The organism is Paraburkholderia sp. MM5496-R1 (assembly GCF_050436205.1).
In the GTDB taxonomy this organism is placed as follows: domain Bacteria; phylum Pseudomonadota; class Gammaproteobacteria; order Burkholderiales; family Burkholderiaceae; genus Paraburkholderia; species Paraburkholderia tuberum.
Window position 1 is genome coordinate 1,708,963 of record NZ_JBNDLT010000002.1, and the last position, 23,989, is coordinate 1,732,951.

Annotated in this window: 18 protein-coding genes; 11 read left to right on the forward strand and 7 right to left on the reverse strand. The window is 62.5% G+C overall.

What is annotated here, in order from left to right:
* Nucleotides 1–2: 2 nt before the first annotated feature.
* Nucleotides 3–782, forward strand: coding sequence for an ABC transporter ATP-binding protein (locus tag OKW38_RS14870; RefSeq protein ID WP_090803548.1), 780 nt, complete (start codon nt 3–5; stop codon nt 780–782).
* 612 nt (nt 783–1,394) lie between these two features.
* Nucleotides 1,395–2,552, forward strand: coding sequence for a porin (locus OKW38_RS14875; RefSeq protein ID WP_090805622.1), 1,158 nt, complete (start codon nt 1,395–1,397; stop codon nt 2,550–2,552).
* Nucleotides 2,553–2,735: 183 nt separating this feature from the next.
* Here OKW38_RS14875 and glnK read toward each other — a convergent pair whose 3' ends face one another.
* Nucleotides 2,736–3,074 (reverse strand): P-II family nitrogen regulator, encoded by a 339-nt coding sequence (gene glnK / locus OKW38_RS14880; protein ID WP_013088783.1) that lies wholly within the window; start codon nt 3,072–3,074, stop codon nt 2,736–2,738.
* Nucleotides 3,075–3,176: 102 nt separating this feature from the next.
* Nucleotides 3,177–4,889 carry an NAD+ synthase gene (locus OKW38_RS14885; RefSeq protein ID WP_429362083.1) on the reverse strand — a complete coding sequence of 571 codons (1,713 nt, stop codon included), beginning with the start codon at nt 4,887–4,889 and terminating at the stop codon, nt 3,177–3,179.
* A 150-nt stretch (nt 4,890–5,039) separates the two neighbouring features.
* On the opposite strand from OKW38_RS14885, the gene OKW38_RS14890 reads away from it, so the two are divergent.
* Together OKW38_RS14890 and OKW38_RS14895 are read left to right on the forward strand one after the other, a co-directional pair.
* The gene (locus OKW38_RS14890) at nt 5,040–6,209 is read left to right on the forward strand and encodes a GNAT family N-acetyltransferase (protein WP_429362085.1); all 1,170 of its coding nucleotides are present in this window, start codon (nt 5,040–5,042) and stop codon (nt 6,207–6,209) included.
* A gap of 10 nt (nt 6,210–6,219) precedes the next feature.
* Nucleotides 6,220–6,537: a GIY-YIG nuclease family protein gene (locus OKW38_RS14895; RefSeq protein ID WP_090803545.1), complete on the forward strand. Its 318-nt coding sequence runs from the start codon at nt 6,220–6,222 to the stop codon at nt 6,535–6,537.
* 6 nt (nt 6,538–6,543) lie between these two features.
* Here OKW38_RS14895 and OKW38_RS14900 read toward each other — a convergent pair whose 3' ends face one another.
* Entirely contained in the window at nt 6,544–8,640 is a 2,097-nt protein-coding gene (locus OKW38_RS14900) for an FUSC family protein (protein WP_429362087.1), read from the reverse strand.
* Between the two features lie 287 nt (nt 8,641–8,927).
* The gene (gene ppa, locus OKW38_RS14905) at nt 8,928–9,455 is read right to left on the reverse strand and encodes an inorganic diphosphatase (protein WP_090803541.1); all 528 of its coding nucleotides are present in this window, start codon (nt 9,453–9,455) and stop codon (nt 8,928–8,930) included.
* A 297-nt stretch (nt 9,456–9,752) separates the two neighbouring features.
* Between ppa and OKW38_RS14910 the strand changes: the two genes are divergently transcribed.
* The 4 genes from OKW38_RS14910 to OKW38_RS14925 all read left to right on the forward strand — a co-directional run bounded on the left by OKW38_RS14910 (nt 9,753) and on the right by OKW38_RS14925 (nt 14,663).
* Nucleotides 9,753–11,192, forward strand: a complete 1,440-nt coding sequence (locus OKW38_RS14910) for an aldehyde dehydrogenase family protein (RefSeq protein WP_090803539.1) — start codon at nt 9,753–9,755, stop codon at nt 11,190–11,192.
* 91 nt (nt 11,193–11,283) lie between these two features.
* Complete coding sequence (locus OKW38_RS14915) at nt 11,284–12,042, forward strand: SDR family oxidoreductase (RefSeq protein WP_090803537.1); 759 nt, start codon at nt 11,284–11,286, stop codon at nt 12,040–12,042.
* Between the two features lie 140 nt (nt 12,043–12,182).
* Nucleotides 12,183–13,502 carry an MFS transporter gene (locus OKW38_RS14920; RefSeq protein WP_090803535.1) on the forward strand — a complete coding sequence of 440 codons (1,320 nt, stop codon included), beginning with the start codon at nt 12,183–12,185 and terminating at the stop codon, nt 13,500–13,502.
* Nucleotides 13,503–13,718: 216 nt separating this feature from the next.
* Complete coding sequence (locus tag OKW38_RS14925) at nt 13,719–14,663, forward strand: cupin (protein ID WP_429363771.1); 945 nt, start codon at nt 13,719–13,721, stop codon at nt 14,661–14,663.
* Here the strand turns inward: OKW38_RS14925 and OKW38_RS14930 are convergent.
* Nucleotides 14,660–15,622, reverse strand: a complete 963-nt coding sequence (locus tag OKW38_RS14930) for a LysR substrate-binding domain-containing protein (RefSeq protein WP_429362089.1) — start codon at nt 15,620–15,622, stop codon at nt 14,660–14,662. The genes OKW38_RS14925 and OKW38_RS14930 overlap by 4 nt on opposite strands.
* A gap of 744 nt (nt 15,623–16,366) precedes the next feature.
* Here OKW38_RS14930 and OKW38_RS14935 point away from each other — a divergent pair.
* Nucleotides 16,367–17,482: a lactonase family protein gene (locus OKW38_RS14935; RefSeq protein WP_090803529.1), complete on the forward strand. Its 1,116-nt coding sequence runs from the start codon at nt 16,367–16,369 to the stop codon at nt 17,480–17,482.
* A 370-nt stretch (nt 17,483–17,852) separates the two neighbouring features.
* Nucleotides 17,853–18,431: an acetate uptake transporter gene (locus tag OKW38_RS14940; protein WP_090803527.1), complete on the forward strand. Its 579-nt coding sequence runs from the start codon at nt 17,853–17,855 to the stop codon at nt 18,429–18,431.
* A 381-nt stretch (nt 18,432–18,812) separates the two neighbouring features.
* Here OKW38_RS14940 and OKW38_RS14945 read toward each other — a convergent pair whose 3' ends face one another.
* Nucleotides 18,813–19,235: an ACT domain-containing protein gene (locus OKW38_RS14945; protein ID WP_429362091.1), complete on the reverse strand. Its 423-nt coding sequence runs from the start codon at nt 19,233–19,235 to the stop codon at nt 18,813–18,815.
* A 286-nt stretch (nt 19,236–19,521) separates the two neighbouring features.
* Between OKW38_RS14945 and acs the strand changes: the two genes are divergently transcribed.
* Nucleotides 19,522–21,582, forward strand: coding sequence for an acetate--CoA ligase (gene acs / locus OKW38_RS14950; protein ID WP_090803523.1), 2,061 nt, complete (start codon nt 19,522–19,524; stop codon nt 21,580–21,582).
* 151 nt (nt 21,583–21,733) lie between these two features.
* Here acs and OKW38_RS14955 read toward each other — a convergent pair whose 3' ends face one another.
* A complete protein-coding gene (locus tag OKW38_RS14955) occupies nt 21,734–23,788 on the reverse strand; it encodes a sigma-54-dependent Fis family transcriptional regulator (RefSeq protein ID WP_090803521.1) in 2,055 nt (684 codons plus the stop codon).
* Between the last annotated feature and the right edge of the window lie 201 nt (nt 23,789–23,989).

The window sequence follows — 23,989 nt, forward strand, 5'->3', positions numbered from 1 at the left end:
TGATGAACTCCAAGAAGCAGAAGCTCTTCGTCGACCAGCTTCACAAAAAGTACGGCGACAACGAAGTCCTCAAGGGCGTGTCGCTGAAAGCCAATGCCGGCGACGTGATCAGCGTGATCGGTTCGTCCGGTTCGGGCAAGAGCACGATGCTCCGCTGCATCAATTTTCTCGAACAGCCGAACGCGGGGCGCATTTTCGTCGACGGCGAGGAAGTGCGCACGCAGACCGCCAGGGACGGCGCGTTGCGCGTGTCGGACCCGAAGCAGTTGCAGCGTGTGCGCACCAAGCTTTCGATGGTGTTCCAGCACTTCAACCTGTGGTCGCACATGAACGTGCTCGAGAACATCATCGAGGCGCCGGTGCATGTGCTCGGTCTGAAGCGCAAGGAAGCCGAGGACCGCGCGCGCGAATATCTGGAGAAGGTCGGTCTCGCGCCGCGTCTCGAGAAGCAGTATCCGTCGCATCTGTCGGGCGGCCAGCAGCAGCGTGTCGCGATAGCGCGGGCGCTGGCAATGCACCCCGACGTGATGCTGTTCGACGAGCCGACCTCCGCGCTCGACCCGGAGCTCGTCGCCGAAGTGCTGAAGGTAATGCAGAAGCTCGCCGAGGAGGGCCGCACGATGATCGTCGTCACGCACGAAATGGGCTTCGCGCGCAATGTGTCGAACCACGTGATGTTTCTGCACCAGGGCCGCGTCGAGGAAGAAGGCCATCCCGACGAAGTGTTCAGGAACACGAAGAGCGAACGTCTGAAGCAATTCCTGTCGGGCAGTCTCAAGTAATAAAATTACCCGCGACTTATGATGCGAATGGCATGGAAAATGTAGTCAATGTAGTTTTACAAGGCGCTTACGAGCGCCTTTTTCGTTTTTACCATGTCCTTCCGCCCGGCCATTCGAACGACGAAAAAGCGCCGAAAATCCCACAAAACGGGCCATTCAGGCCGAGTTTTCGCCTACCCCGCCACTTTTGACTCGTCAATAGTGACAATCCTTAATACGACCCCTTCCAAGCCGCGATTCCCTTGCCGGACAAGGCTTTTCGCCTTTTCCCGAGGAACTCCTTCGGGTCCCAGCCCACATTCGTATTGCAATTTGGCGACACCCCCTGTTGGCGGTACTAATTTCTTCTCCCAGTTAAAGTTATTTTTGATAAATTGGTAACCAAAGTAGCAAAACAAAGTTGATTAAAAGTAGTTTCACTTCAAAACGCAGAGGAGAACCGGTCGGCGTGGGATCGGCATGATGCAAAGATAGCTCGACGCTACATGTCATGACAGGAGAATCCCTATCCACCCGCCACTCTCCCTGGTACCGCTTTCTGTTCGGTGCTTATCGCGTCCGAACACCACTCGCAGTACTGGGTTTCTTTTTTGACAGGGTATGGAGGAGAAGATGAAGAAAGCTTTGCTCGTCGCTGCGCTGATGTCGGCCGGCGTTGTTGCACACGCTCAGAGTAGCGTCACGCTGTATGGCCGTTTGGATGCAGGTCTCGAGTACATGTCGGGCGTCCCGACAGGCGCTAACGCCAACGGCGCGGCCAACACCAGCTCGAACCGCTTCAAGGCGGAAAGCGGCGACTGGGGCACCAGCCTGTGGGGCATGAAGGGTGTCGAGGACATCGGCGCCGGCAACAAGATCCTGTTCCAGTTGGAAGGCTCGTTCAACACGATGACGGGCGCAGGTCCCGGCGGCGGCGGTCTCTTCAATCGCTGGGCAACGGTCGGTATTTCGAACAACCAGTACGGTACGTTCACGATGGGCCGCATGCTCTTCATCTCGAACGGCGTGTGGGACTTCGACCCGTTCGGTCAGTCGAACTGGTCGTCGGCATCGCTGGTGCGTGGCCGCAACTGGCCGCAGTCGAGCAACAACTTCGCGTACCAGTCGCCGAAGATCGCAGGCTTTGACTTCTACGGTCAGTACGCGCTGTCGAACGCGACGAGCTGGAACGGTAACGGCACGACGCCGCAAGGTCGCGAAGCTGGCGCGCAGGTCACCTACACGACCTCGCTCTTTCAGGTCCGCGGTCTGTACGACGAAATCCGCAACCCGACGACCGGTGGGTTGTGGGGTGGCCCGGTCGCCAACAACGGTATCAATACGGCTAACACGGCCAACGGCGTATTCGCTGCATCGCGCGAGTACTCCGCTCTGCTGAACGTGTTCCTCGGCCAGTTCAAGATTCAGGCTGCTTACCAGGCAGTCCGTTCGGCAGGCGCAACGGGGGTTCTGCCCGGTCAGCCGACCACGCTCGATCACGAATGGGGCGGTGTGACGTGGCAGGCAACGCCGGCTGCAGCACTGATCGCGGCGGTCTACCACGTGAACGGCAACAACGGCGCGGGCAATGCGACGATCTACACGGTTGGCGGTTCGTACAACCTGTCGAAGCGCACGCTGCTCGACCTGCAGGCAGCGACGGTGCGCAACAGCCGCAATGCTAACTTCGGTCTGAACGCGAACAATGCGGGCTTCGCCGCTGCAACGGACAACCCGCTGCAAGGCCGCCAGCAAAGCGGCGTGTACGCAGGTATCCAGCACTCGTTCTGATCGAACGGTGCGCCCCGAGGGTCATCCCTCGGGGTGTAATACAGGTTTCTTCGAGAGAATCTTTTTCACGCTGCTGCGAGAGGCGCGTATCGGTGCGATATCCGCAAGGGTATTGCACCGTTTTTTATTCGGCGCACGGTTTTTGCCGTTGCGCGCACCGGGCCGGTGCGTGATTGCGTCGGCTTATACGGCCGCTTCGTTCTCTTCGCCGGTACGGATACGGATGACGCGCTCGACGTCCGCGACGAAGATCTTGCCGTCGCCGATCTTGCCGGTACGCGCCGCGCCGATGATCGCGTCGATGACCTGATCGCACTGGCTGTCCGCGACCACGACTTCGATCTTCACTTTCGGCAGAAAGTCGACCACGTATTCCGCACCACGATAGAGCTCGGTATGCCCTTTCTGGCGGCCGAACCCCTTGACCTCGGTAACGGTCAGGCCGGTGAGGCCGACTTCCGCGAGGGCCTCGCGCACTTCGTCGAGTTTGAACGGTTTGATGACTGCGGTGATGCGCTTCATGGCGAACCTCGTCTCTTGATGGGAAGAGTGGAAAGGAAAAGGATGATTTTTATTCTACGCCGCGCCGGATGCATTGCGGCATCCGCGCGCGGGTGTCGTCTTTCACTCCACCGGTTCGGTGTAGCGCGACGTGATCGGATAACGCCAGTCGCGGCCGAACGCGCGATGCGTGACGCGAATGCCGATCGGCGCCTGACGGCGCTTGTACTCGTTGATCTTGATCAGGCGCGTGACGCGCTTCACGTCGTCGACCTGATAACCCGCCGCGATGATCTCCGCGAGCGAACGGTCCTCCTCCATATACATGCGCATGATCGCGTCGAGTACTTCGTATTCGGGCAGGCTGTCCTGGTCGGTCTGGTTCTCGCGCAGCTCAGCGGACGGCGCGCGCGTCAGAATCCGCTCGGGAATCACGTCGCGTGTCGCAAACGTGGTGGCCGCGTTGCGATAGCGGCACAGCCGGTACACGAGCGTCTTCGCGATGTCCTTGATCACCGCGAAGCCGCCGGCCATGTCGCCGTACAGCGTGCAATAGCCGACCGCCATCTCGCTCTTGTTGCCGGTGGTCAGCACGATCGAGCCGAACTTGTTCGACAGCGCCATCAGCAGCGTGCCGCGAATGCGCGCCTGAATGTTCTCTTCGGTCGCATCTTCGGCGCGGCCCGCGAACTCCTCGGCGAGCGAGCCGCGGAACGCGTCGAACATCGGCGCGATCGCGATCTCGTCGTAGCGCACGCCGACGCGGCGCGCCATCTCGGCGGCGTCGCTGGTCGAGATATCGGCCGTGTAGCGCGACGGCATCATCACCGCGCGTACCTTGTCGGCGCCGAGCGCATCGCACGCAACGGCCAGCACGAGCGCCGAATCGACGCCGCCCGACAGACCGATCAAAGCACCAGGAAAACCGTTCTTGCCGATGTAGTCGCGCACGCCCATCACGAGCGCCGCGTAGACCTGCGCTTCGATCGACTGCTCCGGCGCGATCGCGGCCGGCAGCGGCGTGCCAGCGTCGAACTCCACGACAGCCGTGGCTTCCTCGAACTGCGCGAGCTTCGCGACGAGTTCGCCCCGCGCGTCGAGCACGAACGAACCGCCATCGAACACGAGTTCGTCCTGGCCGCCGACCATGTTCACGTAGACCATCGGAATACCGGTTTCGCGAATGCGCGCGCGCAGGATGTCGAAGCGCACCGCTTCCTTGTTCAGGTGGTACGGCGAGCCGTTCGGAATCAGCAGCACCTGCGCGCCCGCGGCCTTTGCCATCTGCGCGGCCGACGCATGCCACGCGTCCTCGCAGATCACGACACCGTACTTGACGCCGTCGAGTTCGAACACGAACGGCTGCGGGTCGGAGGCGAAATAGCGTTTCTCGTCGAACACTTCGGTGTTCGGCAGATCCTGCTTGCGATAGGTGCCCTTCACTTCGCCGTCGACGATCAGCGACGCCGCATTGAACGTATCGACCGGCGGCACGCCGCGCTCGATCGGCGCGTTTGCATTACCATGGCCGTTCGCCGGGCGGTGCGCGAGGTTGTCCGACCCGTCGCGCAGCGGATGGCCGACGATCACATGCAGACCGGTGAACGGCTTCAACTGTGCGGCGAGATCGGCCAACGCGGCCGCGCTGGCGGTGTAGAACGCGGGGCGCAGCAGCAGGTCTTCGGGCGGATAACCCGACAGCGCGAGTTCAGGCGCGACCAGCAGCTTCGCACCATCGCTGTGCGCGGCGCGCGCGGCGGCGACGATCTTCGCGACGTTGCCGGCGAAGTCGCCGACGATGACATTGATTTGAGCAAGAGCGATTCGGGTCTTCATGGCAGGATCGACAGGCAAGCCTTCACGGCTCGCGGTACCGCGGCTCGATGGCTCGACGGGATTGAACAAACCGGATAAACGAACTCAACGAACGACGTGGCAGCTTCAGTTTCACGGCGCCGCGCCGGTCATCGCATACAGTCACTCAGATTGAACCAGCAACGTATCGATTATCGCACGGGCATTCTGGCCTCGCCCTCCGAGGTGGACGCCGCCGAGTGGAACGCCCTCCTCGCCGCGCAGGCGCAGCCCACGCCGTTTTTGCGGCACGAGTTTCTGAGCGCGCTCAACGCGACGCAATGCGCGGTTCCCGACACCGGTTGGGCGCCGCAATTCGTCACGCTGACCGACGCGCGCACGGGCATGCTCGCGGCGGCGGCGCCCGTCTATCTGAAGGGACACTCGTACGGCGAGTACGTGTTCGACTGGGCCTGGGCCGACGCGTACAAGCGCAACGGCCTGCCCTATTACCCGAAGCTGCTGTGCGCGGTGCCCTTCACGCCGGTACAGGGCAACCGGCTGCTGTCGGCGAACGAGCATGCGTTGCGCCATCTCGCGGCCACGTTGATGGCGTTCGCCGAGCAGGCCGAGGTGTCGTCGCTGCATGTGCTGTTTCCGACGCAGAGCGAAGCGGACGCGCTCACAGATATCGGCATGATGCAACGCGAAGGCGTGCAGTTTCACTGGCTCAACGATGGCTATCGCGACTTCGAAGACTTTCTGTCGACGCTCGAACAGAAGAAGCGCAAGAACATCCGCGCCGAACGGCGCAAGGTGCACGAGGCCGGCATCACGATGCGAAGGATCCGCGGCGCAGACATCGAGGATGCCGACTGGCGCTTCTTCAGCAAGTGCTATCGGCAAACCTATCGCGAGCATTTTTCGAGTCCGTATCTGAACCTCGATTTCTTCCGGATGATCGGCGCCTCGATGCCGGAGAATCTGCTGCTCGTGATCGCCGAATATGAAGGCAAGCCGATCGCGAGCTCGCTCGTCGTCTATCAGCGCGACGAGAAAACCGGCGGCACCTTGTATGGCCGCTACTGGGGCGCGCTCGAACACGTGCCGTGCCTGCACTTCGAAACCGCGTACTATCAGCCGCTCGAATTCTGCATCGAAGAAAAGCTCGGCGCATTCGAAGGCGGCGCGCAGGGCGAGCACAAGATGGCGCGCGGCTTTCTGCCCACGGTCACGCGCTCGACGCATTGGCTCGCGCATCCGGCCTTCGCCGATGCGGTCGGCCATTTTCTCGATAACGAAAAAAACAGCATCCACGCGTACGTGGACGAGCTGCGCGAACACAATCCGTTCAAAGGCTAGAAGCGCGGTTATGGCGTGGTTTCTCTATCTGCTCGAATGCTCGGACGGCAGCGTCTATACCGGCATCGCGACCGATGTCGCTGCTCGCTTCGACAAACATCTGAGCGGCACGGGCGCGCGTTATACGCGCTCGCGCAAGCCGGTGCGGGTGCTGGCGTCGTTCGAGCTGGCGGACCGGTCGAGCGCGTCGAGCGCCGAGTATTGGGTCAAGCGGCTCACGGCGGCCGATAAACGGGCGCTGGCGGCCGGGGTGTTCACGCTGCAGTCGGTGTTGCCGGTTGCAGCGGTGAATGACGTCGCGGAAGACGGCGAGCGTTCCGACGGCTGAGTCGTGCTACCCCCTCGCCTCCCGCATCCTCTCCGTCAGCAGCCGATGCACCCGCGCCAGCTCGCCCACCACATCTGCTTCCAGCGACGTCAACTGCTCGCGAGCGGGTAACTCGAGCCGCACCGGCCGTAACGTGCGATTCAGCGCGGCCTCGATCGCCGCGCTGATCGCCTCGACCCATTCGTCGAGTTCGCTATGCAGGTCGCGACGGTTCGCGGTGAGGCGCAACTGCGTCGCGGTGCCGGCCATCCGTCGCAGCAGGCTCAGCACCGTCAGCGTGACCGTATCGGCCATCGAGTCCTCGAGCTTCTCAAGCCGCACGCGGCCGATCGCTTCCTCCGCGTTGTTGCTGGTGAGGCCCGCGGCGCGGCGCAATTGCTCGATCTCCTTGCCGCCATGCCGAGGCGCGTCGAGCGACGCGCGCAGATACGCGAGATTCGCGCGCACCGCGTCGCCGAGATAGACGCGCACATCGAGCTTCTCGCGCGTCGGCCATAGAAGGAACGTCGCGAGCAGCGCGAGCACGCAGCCGAGCACGTTGTTGCCGAGCCGCGTCAGCGCGAACGCCAACTCGTTGGCGCCCGGCGTCGCGAAGTCGGCGACCAGCACGAAGGTCGGCGTCAGGAACAGCACGAACAGGCTGTAACTGACGGGGCGCAGCGCCATCGTCGCCATCACCAGCGGGAACACCGCGAGCGAGATGCCGAGCGGCGAATGAATCGCATAGCCGATCGCCGCCGCGAGCACGCCGCCGACGATACTGCCCGTCGCGCGTTCGATGCTGCGCGGCCAGGTCGCGGCGATCGACGGCTGCAGGATCAGCAGCGTGGCCATCGTGGCCCAATAGCCGAACGGCAGACCGAGCGCGCGAATCACGACGAAGCCCGCCGTCGTCGTCACGCCGACACGCGCCGCATGGCGCAAGCCGACCGACTGCCACGACAGATTGGCCTTCAGCGTCGACCACGCGCGCGCCGTATAACGCGCGACGCACGCGCTCCACGGCTCGTCGTGCACCTCACGCGGCGCGAAATCGACGAGCTCGAAACCGGATTGCAGCTTCACCGGTTCGAGCAACGCGCTTTCGAGCCGATGCGCGAGACGCCGCAGACGCGCCTGCAGGTCCGCGAGACGTTCCCAGCGCGCGTCGCCGGTCGCGCTGCCGATGTCGCTGAGCACTTCGCCGATCGCATTGAGCGAGCGCACCGCGCGTCGCGTGCGGCGCGAATCGTCGGGCACTTTCGCGCCCGCGCCCGACACCGCGATCAGATACGCGAACAGCGCTTCGCCATCGGTCAGCAGGCCGAGCAACGTGTCGTAGACGGCCGCCCCGCCCGCCTTCGATGCGGGCACGTTCGCGAGCGCATCGCGCGAACGTTCGAGCGACGCGCGCGCATCGGCGCGAAAGCGCGCGGCATGCGTGGCCCATTCGCGCGGCGCGGCACGGCCGCCGACAAGCCGCGCGCTATCGAACGCGACATCGGCGAGGCGCAGATACACCGCGCGCAACGACGCGCGGCTCGCGCCGAATGGATGAATGCGCCACACCGTCAAGCTCAGCACGATCGCGAACAGACAGCCGACCAGATAGACGCCGAGAAACGCGACACCCGCGCGCGCGTCGTGCATCGGCCGATCGACCATCACGACGCAGGCGGTCGCCGCGAGGATCGTCACCTGCGACGTGGCCGCGCCCCAGATGCGGCCGAACGCGCCGAGCGTCGTGAACGCGAGCACCGCGAGCGCGGCCCACGCGGCACCCGAGGCGGACGCGAACGCGGTCATGCCGCCGCACAGCGTCGACAGCAGCGCGAAGCTCATCATCGACATGAAGCGTGCGCGGTTCGAGCCGGCGGCATCGGCGAGGCAGGTCCAGAACGCGCCGATCGCCGCCCACGCGAACACCGGATCGTGCAGCACGTTGCCGAGCGCGAGCATCGCCGTCGATGCGCACGCCGCCCTCAAGCCCTCCGACAGATTCGCCTCGCTCGCCGCGAACGACACCATCCAGACCGGCCGCTTGCGATAGATCGCGGTGACGACCGAATGCAGCCGGGTCGACCAGCGCGGCGATGTCGAGTGGGACTTGCTGCGGTTCATCATCCGGACCGTGGTTCTTGAAGTGATGGAAACGCGCGTTGATGCCGTGAGTTCGCGCGCGAGGTCGTGCGGCGAATGATAAGGGTTTACACCTAAATATAAAAATGCGTTCCGTTCATCGGAGCGATGCGTTCAGGTTATGCGTGCGAGACGAAGCGTGCGAGACGAAGATCGCGGCGTTTTTGCACGGTAGTCGAATACCGCGCAAATCAGATGAAAAAACCGCGCGGTCCTTGCGGACTCGCGCGGTTTTCGTACTGCATGCAGCAAGCGGATGAACCGCGGCGCGCTTACTTCTTGTAGTTCGCCACGCCTTCGCTGATTTCCTTGTGGGCAGCATCGACGTCGGCCCAGCCTTCGACCTTGACCCACTTGCCCTTCTCGAGCGCCTTGTATTGCTCGAAGAAGTGCTTGATCTGGTCCTTCAGGTAAGCCGGCACGTCGTCGACCGACTTCAGGTTCGCCGTCATCGGGCAAATCTTGTCGTGCGGCACGGCGATCAGCTTCGCGTCGACACCGGACTCATCAGTCATCTGCAGCATGCCGAGCGCGCGGGCACGCACGACCGAACCTGCCAGCAGCGGGAACGGCGTGATCACCAGCACGTCGACCGGGTCGCCGTCGCCCGACAGCGTCTGCGGAATGAAGCCGTAGTTGGCCGGATAGCGCATGCCGGTGCCGATGAAACGGTCGACGACGAGCAGGCCCAGGTCCTTGTCGGCTTCGTACTTCACCGGGTCGCTTTGCGCCGGGATTTCGATGATGACGTTGAAATCGTGCGGAAGGTCATTGCCTGCGGGAACGTGATTGAAGCTCATGAGCGCTCTCTGAAGGGGATGGAAATCGGAAGGCGGCGAACGGCGCGCGGGCTGCGGATGCCGTGCGAACTGAGTGCGAACCGCGAACGTCGGGCACTGAAAACCTCTCGCCCCGAACGACGGGGCCGCGCACCGGACCGTACGGAATGCGCCATTATAGCCAATCGGCAGGTGGCATCCGCGGTCGGATCGGCGCGATAATCGTCTGGCGAGTCTCGCTTCGCGTCTCTACCGTTTTGTGTCTCCCCTTCGAACCCGCGCCGCCGCACGCCGGCCGCACGTCATCAAGGAGCATGCATGGAAGAAGCACGGCATTTCATCGGCGGCGAGTGGTGCGCCGCTTCCGGCGGCGAATCGATCGCCGTACTCGATCCCTCGGACGGCCAGCCGTTCACGCGCATCGCGCGCGGCACCGAGGCCGATATCGACACCGCCGTGCACGCCGCGCGCGCAGCGTTCGACGGCGCATGGGGTGCGCTGAGCGCCGCCGAGCGCGGCCGCGTGCTGTACCGGCTGTCGCTGCTGGTGGCAGCGCGCCAGGAAGACCTTGCACGGCTCGAAGCGCGCGACACCGGCAAACCGCTCAGGCAGGCGCGCGCCGACGCCGCCGCCCTGACCCGCTACTTCGAGTTCTACGCCGGCGCGGCCGACAAGCTGCACGGCGAAACCCTGCCCTACCAATCCGGCTACACGGTGCTGACGATCCGCGAGCCGCACGGCGTGACCGGCCACATCGTGCCGTGGAATTACCCGATGCAGATCTTCGGGCGAAGCGTCGGCGCGGCGCTCGCGACCGGCAATGCATGCGTCGTCAAACCGGCCGAGGACGCGTGCCTTTCCGTGCTGCGGGTCGCAGAGCTCGCCGCCGAGGCCGGCTTGCCGGCCGGTGCACTGAACATCGTGACCGGCTATGGGCACGAAGCGGGCGCCGCGCTCGCGCGTCATCCGGGCATCGATCACATCTCCTTCACGGGCTCGCCCGAAACCGGCAAGCTCGTCACGCAGATGGCCGCCGAAAACCACGTGCCGGTCACGCTCGAACTCGGCGGCAAGTCGCCGCAAATCGTGTTCGCCGACGCCGATCTCGACGCCGCGCTGCCGGTGCTGATCTCCGCGATCGTGCAGAACGCCGGGCAAACCTGCTCGGCGGGCAGTCGCGTGCTGATCGAGCAGGCGATTTACGAGCCGCTGCTCGACAGACTCAGCAGCGCCTTTCAGGCGTTGCGCGTCGGGCCGTCGAATGCCGACCTCGACTGCGGGCCGCTGATCAGCGCGAAACAGCAGCAACGCGTGTGGGACTTTCTGTCGGACGCGCAACACGATGGCATCGCGATGGCCGCGCACGGCGAGGTGATTCCCGAAGCGCCTGAAAGCGGCTTCTATCAGGCCCCGACCTTGCTGCGCGACGTGCCCGCGAGCCACCGCCTCGCGCGCGACGAAGTATTCGGTCCGGTGCTCGCCGCGATGTCGTTCCATGACGAAGCCGAAGCGCTCGCGCTCGCGAACGGCACGCGGTTCGGGCTCGTCGCCGGCATCTGGACACGCGATGGCGCGCGCCAGATGCGCCTCGCCCGACGCGTGCGCTCGGGCCAGGTGTTCATCAACAACTATGGCGCGGGCGGCGGCGTCGAATTGCCGTTCGGCGGCGTCAAGCATTCGGGACATGGCCGCGAGAAAGGCTTCGAGGCGCTGTATGGCTTTACGGTGCTGAAGACGATCGCGATCCGGCACGGCTAGCGGGTGCCGTAGGGCTCGCTCGCGATCGGCGCGAGCAGCACGTTACACGCAACAACGCATCGCTCTATCCATCACAAACAACGGAGACATCATGCGGTTGACAGGTAAAACGGCCATCGTCACGGGCGGCGGTTCGGGTTTCGGCGAAGGCATCGCAAAGACCTTTGCGCGCGAAGGCGCGAACGTCGTGGTCAACGACCTCAACGGGCCGGCCGCCGAACGCGTCGCGAGTGAGATCGCGATAGCGGGCGGCAAGGCGATCGCGGTCCCCGGCAACGTCGCGCAACGCGACGACTGGCGCACGCTGCGCGAGGCCGCGCTGGAAGACTTCGGCAGCGTGCAGATCGTCGTCAACAACGCGGGCACCACGCATCGCAACAAGCCGGTACTCGAGGTGACCGAGGCCGAGTTCGACCGCGTCTATGCGGTGAACGTGAAGAGCATCTACTGGAGCGTGCAGGAGTTCGTGCCGTATTTTCGCGAGCAAGGCGGCGGCAGCTTCATCAATATCGCGTCGACGGCGGGCGTGCGGCCGCGGCCCGGGCTCGTCTGGTACAACGGCAGCAAGGGCGCGGTGATCGTCGCTAGCAAGTCGCTCGCCGTTGAGCTGGGGCCGGAGCGGATTCGCGTGAACTGCGTGAATCCGGTGATCGGTGAGACCGCGCTGTTGTCCGAGTTCATGGGGGTCGAGGATACGCCGCAGAACCGGCAGAAGTTCCTGGCAGGGATTCCTCTCGGGCGGTTTTCGACGCCGCAGGATATTGCGAATGCGGCGCTGTATCTGGCTTCGGATGAGGCGGAGTTTATTACCGGCGTGTGCCTCGAAGTGGATGGGGGGCGCTGCGTGTAGCGGTAGGTGAAGCGCTGCGCACGCACCGCGTGCGCAGTCAGTGTTTTCCCCCAATATCGATTCGTCCTGCAAAAAACCTGGCGCGGATAGAATCGTTCGGCGGCGGCACTTCAATTCCATAAAAATGAGGAGACATAGTCATGGCTAGTCCTGCAAATCCGCTCCACCATCCCGGCGCTGGCGCGCCGCCTTCGACGTTCGAAGAGGCGACTTATCGCAAGGTTACCTGGCGGCTCGCGCCGCTATTGATGCTCTGCTACATCGTTGCCTATCTGGACCGTGTGAACGTCGGCTTCGCGAAGCTGGGGATGAGCACCGATCTTGGCTTGAGCGATGCGGTGTATGGCTTCGGCGCGGGGATTTTCTTCATCGGCTATTTCATCTTCGAAGTGCCGAGCAACGTGATCCTGCATAAGGTCGGCGCGCGTGTCTGGATCGCGCGGATCATGATTTCGTGGGGCGTGATATCCATGCTGACGATGTTAGTCACCACGCCGACGATGTTTTATGTGATGCGCTTTTTGCTCGGGCTTGCAGAGGCGGGTTTCTTTCCTGGGATTATTTTGTATCTCACCTACTGGTATCCGGCGCATCGGCGTGGACGGATGACGACCTGGTTTATGACGGCGATTGCGTTGTCGGGGGTGATTGGTGGGCCGGTGTCTGGGTACATCCTGAAGAACTTCAACGGCGTGAACGGGTGGCACGGGTGGCAGTGGCTGTTTCTGCTCGAAGGGGTGCCGTCGGTGCTGGTCGGGATCATCGTGTTCGTGATGCTCGATGATCGGATTTCGAAGGCTAAGTGGCTGACCCGGGAAGAGCAGCAGTTGCTTGAGAGTCAGGTGTCGGCTGAGGAAGCGACCAAGCACGATATGCCGATTCGGCAGGTACTCACTAGCGGGCGGGTGTTGATGTTGAGCCTCACCTACTTCTCGTTTGTGATGGGGCTTTATGGGGTGAGCTTCTGGTTGCCGACGATTATCAAATCGACCGGCGTTACCGATGCGTTTTTGATTGGGCTGCTATCGGCGGTGCCGTTTGCGGCGGCTGTTGTGGCGATGGTGTTTGTGGCGCGGAGTGCGGATCGGTCGAGGGAACGGAGATGGCATATTGCGTTGCCGGCGTTTCTTGGTGCTGTGGGGCTCGTGCTTTCCGTCGTTTGGGCGCATAACACCCTGCTTGCCATGACTGGGTTGACCCTGGCTACTATGGGCATCCTCACTACACTGCCGCTGTTTTGGAGTTTGCCTACGGCGATTCTGGCAGGCACCGGCGCCGCTGCCGGGATTGCGATGATCAATTCGATTGGCAACCTTGCCGGTTTCCTTAGTCCTTATGCTGTGGGGTGGTTGAAGGAGGTTACCGCGGCGAACGATTCGGGGATGTATATGTTGGCGGCGTTCATGGTGCTGGGCGGTTTGCTTGCTATTAGTGTGCCGGCGAGGATGGTTAATAAGTAACCTTGGCCGATGATGAACTGGCTAGCGGCCCGGCACGAACAACCCGCCGCGCCTCGAAACCGTCGTGGCACGGTGTTCCTTTTGCGCAAAGGTGATTTCGATGTCCGGCACTTCCGGCGCCAACGCCCCGCGCCTAAAGTCAGGTCAGCCTTCGGATGCGGATCCTCACAAATGGAACCGCGCGAAGCCCCCTCAAAACTCAAAAGGAGCAAAACCATGCTGACCAGGACATCCCCCGACCTTCTCACCAAACCGAATGTCGCCACGGAAGACGCGCAATACTTCGAATACACTTCGTCCGCCAATCCGATTGGTGCGAAGCTCATCTCGCGTGTGCCGTTCTGCAGCTTCTCGCCTTCGCTTTATGCAGACGGCGCAACCCGAGTCGTGCCGCTTGACCTGTCTGCGGAGTTGGGCTGCCCGGGTCCCGCGACCGGTCCCGGCTTGAGCGCCAACTTCCTGCGCATCAATGCGGGCGACGCGTTGACACTCGATCCCAATGCGACCTCGCAGGTCTGCTACGTCATTAGCGGAGCGGGTAGCGTGCAGCAGTCCGAAACGAGCTTCCCGTTTTCGATGGGCGATTTCTTCACGTTCCCGGGCGGCCATGCCACGGTGCTGTCCGCTGCTGCGACGGCCACGCTCTATTACGTCAATGACGCGCCACTGCTCACCTATCTTGGTACCACCGGGGTACATGCGCGCTTTGCGCCGACACGCTATCCGGCCGCCGAGGCGCAGGCAGCACTGCGCGCGGTCGCGGAACAAGCGAGCGCGGGTCGTCGCAACCGCATCAGCGTACTAATGGGCAACACCAACTTTCCGCAGACGCGCACGGTCACGCATGTGTTGTGGGCGATGTTCGGCATCGTGCCGCCCAACTCGGTGCAGAAGCCGCACCGGCACCAGTCGATTGCACTCGACTTCATCGCCGGCGGCAAGCCGGGTGTCTATACGCTGGTCGGAACGGAACTGGACAGGGATGGCAATATCGTGAACCCGACCCGCGTCGATTGGAAAACGGGGATGGCATTCGTCACGCCGCCGGGACACTGGCATGCGCACTTCAACGAAACGAACGAAAACGCCTATGTGATTCCGATCCAGGATGCAGGCTTGCAGACTTATCTGCGCACGCTAGACATCCGCTTCGCCCATTAAGGCTGACGCTCCAGTGCGAGTCCGTCGTCCCAGTACGGCGGCTCGCCAAACGCCTCGGCATAGAAATCCACGAAGGCGCGCACCTTCGACGAGACGATCTTCTTCGGTGGGTAGACCGCCCAGACCGCGGGTTCGGCTCGTCCGGTGCGTGCTTCCCATTCCGGCAGCACGTGCTGCAAGTGTCCTCCGCGCAGGGCCGTAGAGGCGAGCCATGTCGGCAGGAGCGCCACGCCACAACCGGCCACGGCGAGCGCGAGCACGGCTTCGGAGTCGTCAGCGCGCAAGCGCCCCTGCAACTCCACCAGCACCTGTTCCTGTTCTTGCGACGCCCGCGCGTCCGCGGTGACCAGCGTGAAATACCATTTGTCGTCCGGGACCAGGGACACGCGAAGCGCATCGCGCGCGGCCAGATCGCCAGGCACACGCGGTGTGCCGCTACGCGCGAAATACGCCGGGCTGCCACAGACGATACGACGATGCGGTGCCAGGCGCCTCGCCATCAATGACGAATCGGGCAGCACGCCGGTACGGATCGCCACATCAATGCCCGCATCGATCATGTTGAGCGTTTCGTCCGTAGAGACGATGTCGAGGTCGATATCAGGATAGCGCGCCATGAAGGCCGGCAGATGCGGCACGATGTGCAGGCGGCCGAATGCCGGTGGCATTGTCACGCGCAGCACGCCTTGTGGCGTGCGATTTAGCGACGACGTCACTTCGCGCGCGTCATCGAGTGCTTGCAACGCTAACAAGGCGTGTTCACGAAACAGCCGGCCGCCTTCTGTCAGGACGAGGCCGCGCGTCGACCGGTTGAATAGGGCGATGCCCAGATCTCTTTCGAGTTCGCTGACGTAGCGGGAGACAGTCGAGGTCTTGACTGACAGTGCATTGGCCGTCTTGCTGAAGCTCTGCAGTTCCGCTGCGCAAACGAAGGCCCGTACTGCGGCGAAGTAGTCCATGGACTGTCTGACGTGGATGGGATTACCGGGCTTTTGCCGAGACCGGTAGTGTACTGCCCCGGCGCGGGCGAGTGTCGCTCGTTCCCCGGCTGCAGCCCGGCAGCGATTGGCGGCACGCGACCCCTTCGAGTCACTCAATCCACGTTGACGAATGTCCCCTTGCTGCCCTACAGGAGGCCATCGTCAATCTGTTCGCCCCGAAGGGCTTTTCAAGTCAAGGCCGAAGGTAGTCCATTGGCAGCACTTACTGGCGGATCAGTCATACCTTTGCCGGGATTCAACGGCATCGGGAGCACCCGTCAAAAAATGTTCATGGTCAAGCGGCCCAGATGGACTATATACAAACGAGGGGCGGCGAATGGCTGTACGTCCAACGAAAACCGCCCCTTGACTCAGGTCCGCGAGAGCCGCAGTCAAGCCGAACGGAGATGTACGACGCCGAATAGTCGCGACCCGTCTTTTCCCACATAGACCGGTCAGTGGATCGCAGCGTTAGCATCATTGCCGGGGGCGACGCGCTCCCGACCAATCCACCGCTGCCCGATGTTCCCTGTTCGACCTCCTTAACCACCGTGTAGTCAACGCGACAAGGGGTGAAGTAATGAAACAGCTCGCGAACTGGCTAACGCTCCTGCAGGTCTGCCTGTAGCCCAATTTATCAAGGACGTAACGTACAGCTACCTGCTCTGCCCACTCGTCCATCCGACGTCACCGTTCGCTCGTCGTCCACGCAAGGAGTACGCCATGTCATTTATCACGTGCCGTTTAACGTTTCTATTGCGAACCATCGCGTTCGCGACGGCGTTAGGATTCGCTTCAATCAGCATTGCGCAAGCCGATTCGGAGGTCGATCCGCCAGGAGCGGTTTACGTTCTGTCAAACCAGCCGTCCGGGAACTCGGTTCTTGTCTATTCGCGCGCTGCCAACGGAATACTGAACTACGAGGCCACGTACTCAACTGGCGGTAAAGGAGCCGGCACGGGAGCCGATCCACTAGGCTCGCAGGGTTCCCTAACGTTGGCAGCGGGCTTTCTCTTCGCCGTGAATCCGGGCAGCAATGATGTTTCGCTGTTCGCGGTCGACGGCAGCAAACTGACGCTGCTCGACAGAAAACCATCGGGTGGTCAAATGCCCGTCAGCGTGACAGTCAAGGGGCCCATCGCGTATGTGCTTAATGCCGGAGGCACACCGAACATCAATGGCTTTATCGTCGACGCGTTTGGCAAGCGTCTCGTTCCATTACCAGGCTCACAACGACCACTTGCCGGCGGAAACTCCGCCCAGCCCGCGCAAGTGACGTTTGCGCCGGAAGGCAACGAACTGCTCGTGACCGAAAAGGGCACACAACTCATTGACACGTATTATGTCGGCTTCACCGGCTACGCCTCGAAGACTCCAACCCCCCATGCGTCAAACGGCGTCACGCCGTTCGGGTTTTCCATCACGACCCGGGGTTATGCGATCGTCTCCGAGGCCGGGTCTGGTTCTGTTTCCTCATATGAGGTCGAGGACAGCAAACATCTGACTTCCATCAGTGCGGCAATTCCCTTGGGCCAGAGCGCCCCTTGCTGGCTTGTCACCACGGGCGATGGACGTTTTGCCTACACGGCCAATGCCGGGAGCGACTCGATCAGCAGTCTGCGGATCGCGGCGGACGGTACAGTACGCTTGCTCAATCCGACTGCAGGCACACTCAGCGCTCCCCTTGACATGGCGCTCAGTGGTCACAGCAAATTCCTCTACGTTCGTGAAGGTAACGGCGCTGTGAGTGGCTTTCGCGTGATGCCAGACGGAACACTCGAGCCACTTGGCTCAGTCACCGGCGTACCGTCGGGGGCACAAGGGATCGCGGCGCGCTAGACACATCTCCCCCCGCGCGGGGAGATGTGCACGCGGGATCATGCTTTCGTATCCCTGTATCGGCAGCCTTCGCGCGAGAACGTTGCCGGTACCGCTGAGCACCCGCCATACGGGTAGCGACACGCTGCGTCTATCTGGCGGTCATCCTCCAGCCAGATCAGTACCATCCGATTCGGCGAGCGGCGCAACGCATCCTACACTTAAGTTCAACCGCGCAGGCTTGCACGTGGCTGCGCCACAAATTGGGCCGAACGCATATTGCGCTGATGGCCATCGATAGCGAGCATGGCGCGGTCGCGTTCGGCGGCGACCGAGGGATTCGTATCGTCTCCGGATATGTCTCAGATGCTAACCACCAAGGAGGCGGTTTATGAACAGTAAGTTAGCCAACCCGGCGCCGCTCGGGCTCGCTGGATTCGCATTCACCACATGGATGCTCAGCATGGTGAACGCCGGCTGGTTCGACAAGGATGCCTTGGGGCTCGTGCTGGCGCTAGCGTTCGCTTTCGGCGGCACGGCGCAGATGATCGCGGGCGTGCTCGAATTTCCACGCGGCAATACGCTAGGCACAGTGGCGTTCCTCAGTTACGGCGCCTTCTGGTGGTCCTTTGCGCTGTTTGCCGCGTTCCTGGGCACCAACGTGCCTGAGGCCTTCATCGGCTGGTATCTGTTTGTGTGGGGGGTCTTCACGTTCTACATGTGGATCGGCTCGCTGCACACGAGTACGTCTGTGCAACTGGTGTTTCTCTCGCTGTGGGTCACTTTTCTGCTGTTGGCGATCGGCGCATGGACAGGTATGGGCCTTGCCACGCGGGCCGGCGGCTATGTAGGCTTGATTACCGCTCTACTGGCGTTCTATGCGTCGGCGGCGATGGTAATCAACGAAAGCTTCGGACACACCGTGCTTCCGACACACGACTGGGCACAAGCCCATCCGCAAGCGGCCTAGCCACTCGGCGCGGGTCGGCCGGCGTGCAGCAAGCGCGCCGGCCAGTCAGGCCTGCGGTGCTCCATGGAGACGGAGACCAAGTCTGAGTATCGAGTCTTTCCGGTATCAGCTAAGTGGGTCGAGAAATGTGGACCGACTGGACTCGTTACGAGGCGATGAATCGCCGTTCGATGGAGGAACTCTGATGTTCGAACGAATACCCCTGACAATTCGCGCTATCGGCGGGTGTGATCGCTGGCCGGCTCTACGACGTCGTAAACGTGTCAGGGCGCTGCTCTGATGGCGTCCCACGGCCGGCGTCGCCTTCGTCTTGTCTGAGGAGTGGGCCGTGCCGAGCACACGGCATTGCGGCACCCGTTGCTGTCGTGGCGGCGCAACGTCCTACGCCTGCTGCAAAATCTCCATTGCACGAATCGTGTCGCCCAGCGCGTCCATTGCCAGGTAGGCAACGAACTGTGTGCCGATAGCGGCAGCCGAAACGCCGCGAAGGTTGATTCCCCCGGTAGCCAACTTTTGGGTCAACTCTGCAATGATGCCCGGCCGGTCGGGGCCCATCACCCGCACCGAGTGAAGACTCGGGAGGACGTTGAACCCCACCTGCGAGGCGGCACGAATTTCTCGGTCGTTCTGAAGCGGCGCGAGAAACACGACTGCCTTCCCGGGTGCTTCCGCAGTTCGACGGGAGATGATGAATTGCAGGTTTGCTCCGGCATCTCGCAGGACACTTAACACTTCGGCGAGACCGCCGGGCCTGTCCTCGATTGTGGCCGCCCATGCGTCGACACGTTCAACGAGCAGATCCATGGCGCCTCTCCCGTTTGATGAACCCCAATGAAAATTTAGTTCAGGGTTGAGCGACCGGCAAGTCAACGCTCGTCGTCGCGCTAACACCATTGGCCCTCGGGATGCAGCTCTTTGACAGGGAATACGTTGCTTGGCATTGCATCCGCCCTGGCCTTAAATTCGTTATGCAGCGCACGGACTGTCGCGCCTGGTGTCCAGACCCATGAGACAGGTCAAAAGACGCGCTGCCGCGGGTAGCGTGGGACACCTCGTGTCCCTGGGCACCTAGAAGCAAGGAGGAACTGTCATGTCACGAGACAAGTCATCGCGCCGCGCTTCCGCAGAGCAACAAGCGGCCGAGGTTTCCGAGGCGCAAATCGCCGTGCACTGGCCTGAAGAGGAATATTTCCCGCCGCCCGCCTCGTTCATCGCCCAAGCCAATCTGACAGACGCGGGAGTGTTCGCACGTTTCTCTCTCGACAAATTCCCCGAGTGCTTCAAGGAGTTCGCGGACCTTCTCGACTGGTACAGGTACTGGGACACGATGTTCGACGCGAGCAATCCTCCGTTCTGGCGCTGGTTCGTCGGTGGCCGGATCAATGCCTGCTACAACTGCGTGGATCGTCACCTCGCCGCCTACCGGAACAAGGCCGCGATCCATTTCGTGCCAGAGCCCGAGGACGAGACGGTCCAGCATGTCACCTACCAGGAACTTTATGTCCGCGTAAGCGAGTTCGCGGCCATGCTACGCGACTTCTGCGGTCTAAAAGCCGGTGACCGGGTTACTCTCCATATGCCTATGGTGGCGGAGCTGCCCATCACGATGCTCGCCTGCGCCCGGCTCGGAGTGATTCACTCGCAGGTATTTAGCGGCTTCAGCGGCGCGGCCTGCGCCGACCGCATCCTGGATTCCGAGAGCCGTCTGCTGATTACGATGGACGCTTACTGGCGTGGCGGCAAGCTGATCGATCACAAGGAAAAAGCCGACACCGCGTTCGCCGAAGCTGCCGGGAAGGGTCACCAGGCCGAGAAGGTTCTGATCTGGCAGCGGTATCCGGGCAAGTATTCGAGTCCGACGCAGCTCGTGGAAGAACGCGATGTCATCGTCAACGACGCCCTCAAGGCGTTTCGCGGCAAACGTGTCGAGCCCGTGCAGATGCCCGCTGAGGCACCGCTATTCCTCATGTATTCGAGCGGTACCACGGGCCGCCCTAAGGGGTGCCAGCATTCCATTGGAGGCTACCTCGCCTACGTCGCCTGGACATCGAAATACATCCAGGACATCCACCCCGAGGATGTGTATTGGTGCATGGCCGACATCGGCTGGATTACCGGTCACTCCTACATTGTCTACGGCCCGCTCGCGCTCGCGGCCTCGTCGGTCGTGTACGAAGGCGTGCCCGTCTACCCCGATGCCGGGCGCCCTTGGCGAATTGCCGAAAACCTCGGCGTCAATATCTTCCACACGTCGCCGACTGCGATCCGCGCACTGCGGCGCAGCGGACCGGACGAACCCGCGAAGTACAGCTATCACTTCAAGCACATGACGACCGTGGGCGAACCCATCGAGCCCGAAGTCTGGAAGTGGTATCACCGGTCTGTCGGGAAGGGGGAGGCCGTCATTGTCGACACGTGGTGGCAAACTGAAACGGGCGGGTTCCTTTGCAGCACGGTGCCGGCGTTGCACAAGATGAAGCCCGGCAGTGCCGGTCCGGGAATACCTGGCATTCATCCGGTGATTTACGACGACGCCGGTAATGAACTTGCAAGCGGTTCCGGCAAGGCGGGCAACATCTGTATTCTCAATCCGTGGCCCGGCGCGTTTCAGACCATCTGGAGAGCCCCGGAGCGCTACGTGAAAACGTACTATGCCCGCTACTGCCGGGATCCCAAGAGCAAGGACTGGCGCGACTGGCCCTACATGGCGGGAGACGGTGCTGTCGACGCTGCGGACGGCTACTTCCGGATTCTCGGTCGCATCGACGACGTGATCAACGTCGCCGGCCATCGCCTCGGTACCAAAGAAATCGAGTCAGCCGCCCTGCTTGTCCCCGAAGTCGTCGAAGCGGCTGTCGTGCCGGTCGCCGACGAGATCAAGGGCAGAGTGCCCGAACTGTATGTTTCGTTAAAGCCCGGGGTGGAAGCTTCGGAGGAGCTTGCAAAGCGGGTCACAAACTCGGTGGTCGATCGGATCGGAGCCATCGCGAAGCCGCACCGGGTGGTCATTGTTCCGGACATGCCCAAGACCCGGTCGGGCAAGATCATGCGGCGCGTGCTCGCAGCACTTTCAAACCATCAAGACCCCGGAGACGTATCCACGCTGGCTAACCCGGAGGTCGTTGACAGTCTGCGGGAGCTCGTGAAGTAATGGGGGCTACGTCCATGATCATCACGCGGCGCGCGCGGCGGGCGGGCGGCCATCGGGCGCCGCAGCCTTCGTCACCCATGTGACTCGACTCATAGGGAAAACTGGCCGTTCACCGCGGCCATTATCGATTGGTCCTGCGAAAACTCCCGCGTCAATCCTTTTCCGCCACCCGCCCCGGCTGCACAGCCGGCATCCTGCGATAGATCGTGTTCCGCGAGACCCCGAGCGCACGCGCCGCGGCAGACACGTTTCCGCCGTGGCGCGCCAGCGTCATCGCAACCACAGAGGTGGCAACATCCTGCAGCCGAGCACCGTCGGGCCGCGACGCATCGCCAGCAGCGGGGGCATCCGCAGCCGAACCGGCCGAAATGGCTGAAGAGCTCGAAGCGGCCGACGCAGCAGAGTCCCCCTGTCCAACCTCGCCGTCGCCGCAACCCGCGCCCCCCACATCATCCAGAAAATCATCCGGCAAATGCTCCCAGCGAATCACCCAATCCTCCTCCACCATCGCCGCCGCGGTCCGCAGCAGATTAGCCAGTTGCCGACAGTTACCCGGCCACGCATGTCGCCCGAACACCGCCATCACATCAGCCGCAACGCTGAGCGCCTGCCGCCCCCCGCTTTCGACTGATTCCCACCGCAACATCTTTTGAACGACGACCGCGAGATCGCTCCGCTCACGCAACGCCGGCAACCGAACCGCAAGCCCGTTGATCCGATAGTAAAGATCCTCGCGAAACTGGTTCTGCGCGATCATCTCGCGCAAGTTGCGGTGGGTCGCGCAAATAATGGAGACATCGACAGGAACCGCCCGCGTCGCCCCAAGCGGCGTCACAACCCGCTCCTGCAAAACACGCAGCAACCGCACCTGCAACGAATACGGCATATCCCCGATCTCATCGAGAAACAGCGTGCCTCCATTCGCCTGCATCAGCTTGCCGATCGCCCCTTTACGCCGCGCGCCGGTAAACGCGCCCTCTTCATACCCGAATAGCTCAGATTCGATCAGCGACTCCGGAATCGAAGCACAGTTGACCGCAACAAACGGCCCATCACCTCGCGGCGAATCGTTATGAATCGCCTGCGCGAGCAACTCCTTGCCGGTACCGGTCTCGCCGGTGATCAGAATCGGAATATCCTTGCCGAGCACCTTGCGAACCTTCGCGATCAGTGCGGACACACGAGCATCGCCGGTATCGAGATCGCCGAGCCGCGACAGTCCCGCAGCCGGCTGACGCGCATTCGCACACACCGGTCGCGGTGCGACTGCACCCTGCACATCGACGGCTCCACGCCCCAGCCCAAACGACGCCCGCCTGAACTGCCCGCGCGCGCAAACCACCGCACCGTTGTGCAAATTCAGCATCAGATGCGGCGCGACGCCATGCACCAAACGATCGATCAATTGCGCATACGAGATCTGAAATAGCGACGACAGCGTATGCGCGCGCAACGCAGCGAGCGACAAGCCCAACTGAAACTGCGCACTTCGATTCGCGGACAGAAAGCGCCCATCATCGGTAAACGCAATGATCCCTTCCATCAGCGTGCCGAGAAATTCCGGCCGTCCGTGAAAAGACACTTGCAGGACGTCACGAAACGCAGTCGAGAACAGATGGTTTTCGATCATCTGCACCGACATCTTCGCGAGTGCCGTCGTGTGCTGGTGATAGCTGCGGTGGTCGCCCGTCACGTCGAGCACGCCGATCAGATCGCCGTACGGATCGAGAATCGGCACACTCGAACAGGTCAGGAAGCGGTTAGCAGCCAGATAGTGCTGGTCCCCATGAACGACCATCGCACACCCCTCGGCCAGCGAGGTACCGATCGCGTTGGTCCCCTGACGATCCTCGGCCCAGTTCGCGCCAGGCCGCAGCGCCACTTTTTCCGCGCGATGCAGAAAGTCGTCGTCGCCGATCGAATGCAGGATCAACCCTTCGGCGTTGGTCAGCACGATCATGCTTTGCGTGTTGACGATCTGCTCGCGCAGCGTCTCCATGACCGGCATCGCATGCGCGCACAGCACCTGGTTCTGTTCGCGCTGCAGCGCGAGTCCCGTGCCGGACAGGATGTCGTAATCCGGCCGGATCGATGCGCGCAGGCCGAACGTCTCGGAGCGTTCGTGGGCTTTCTGGATCGCCGGTGCGGGCCAACCTTTGGAGCGGTTAGCCGCCGCCACGCCGAGCGGATGAACGTCGTCGCGCATTGTCTCCTCCTGAATGCGCCCGGGTCGTGCCGGACGCTTTGATGCGTGTCAACAGAATACTCCCTTTGCCAGTCCGCCCGACGCGTGCGGCGACCCCGCGCGGGCCCGCATCCTTGATCTGCGTCAGCGTCGGCCGAATCTGCGGCGTTTCTGAACACCCGCTGCCCGCGCAACCGTTCCGAAACGGAACACTTCCGCCAT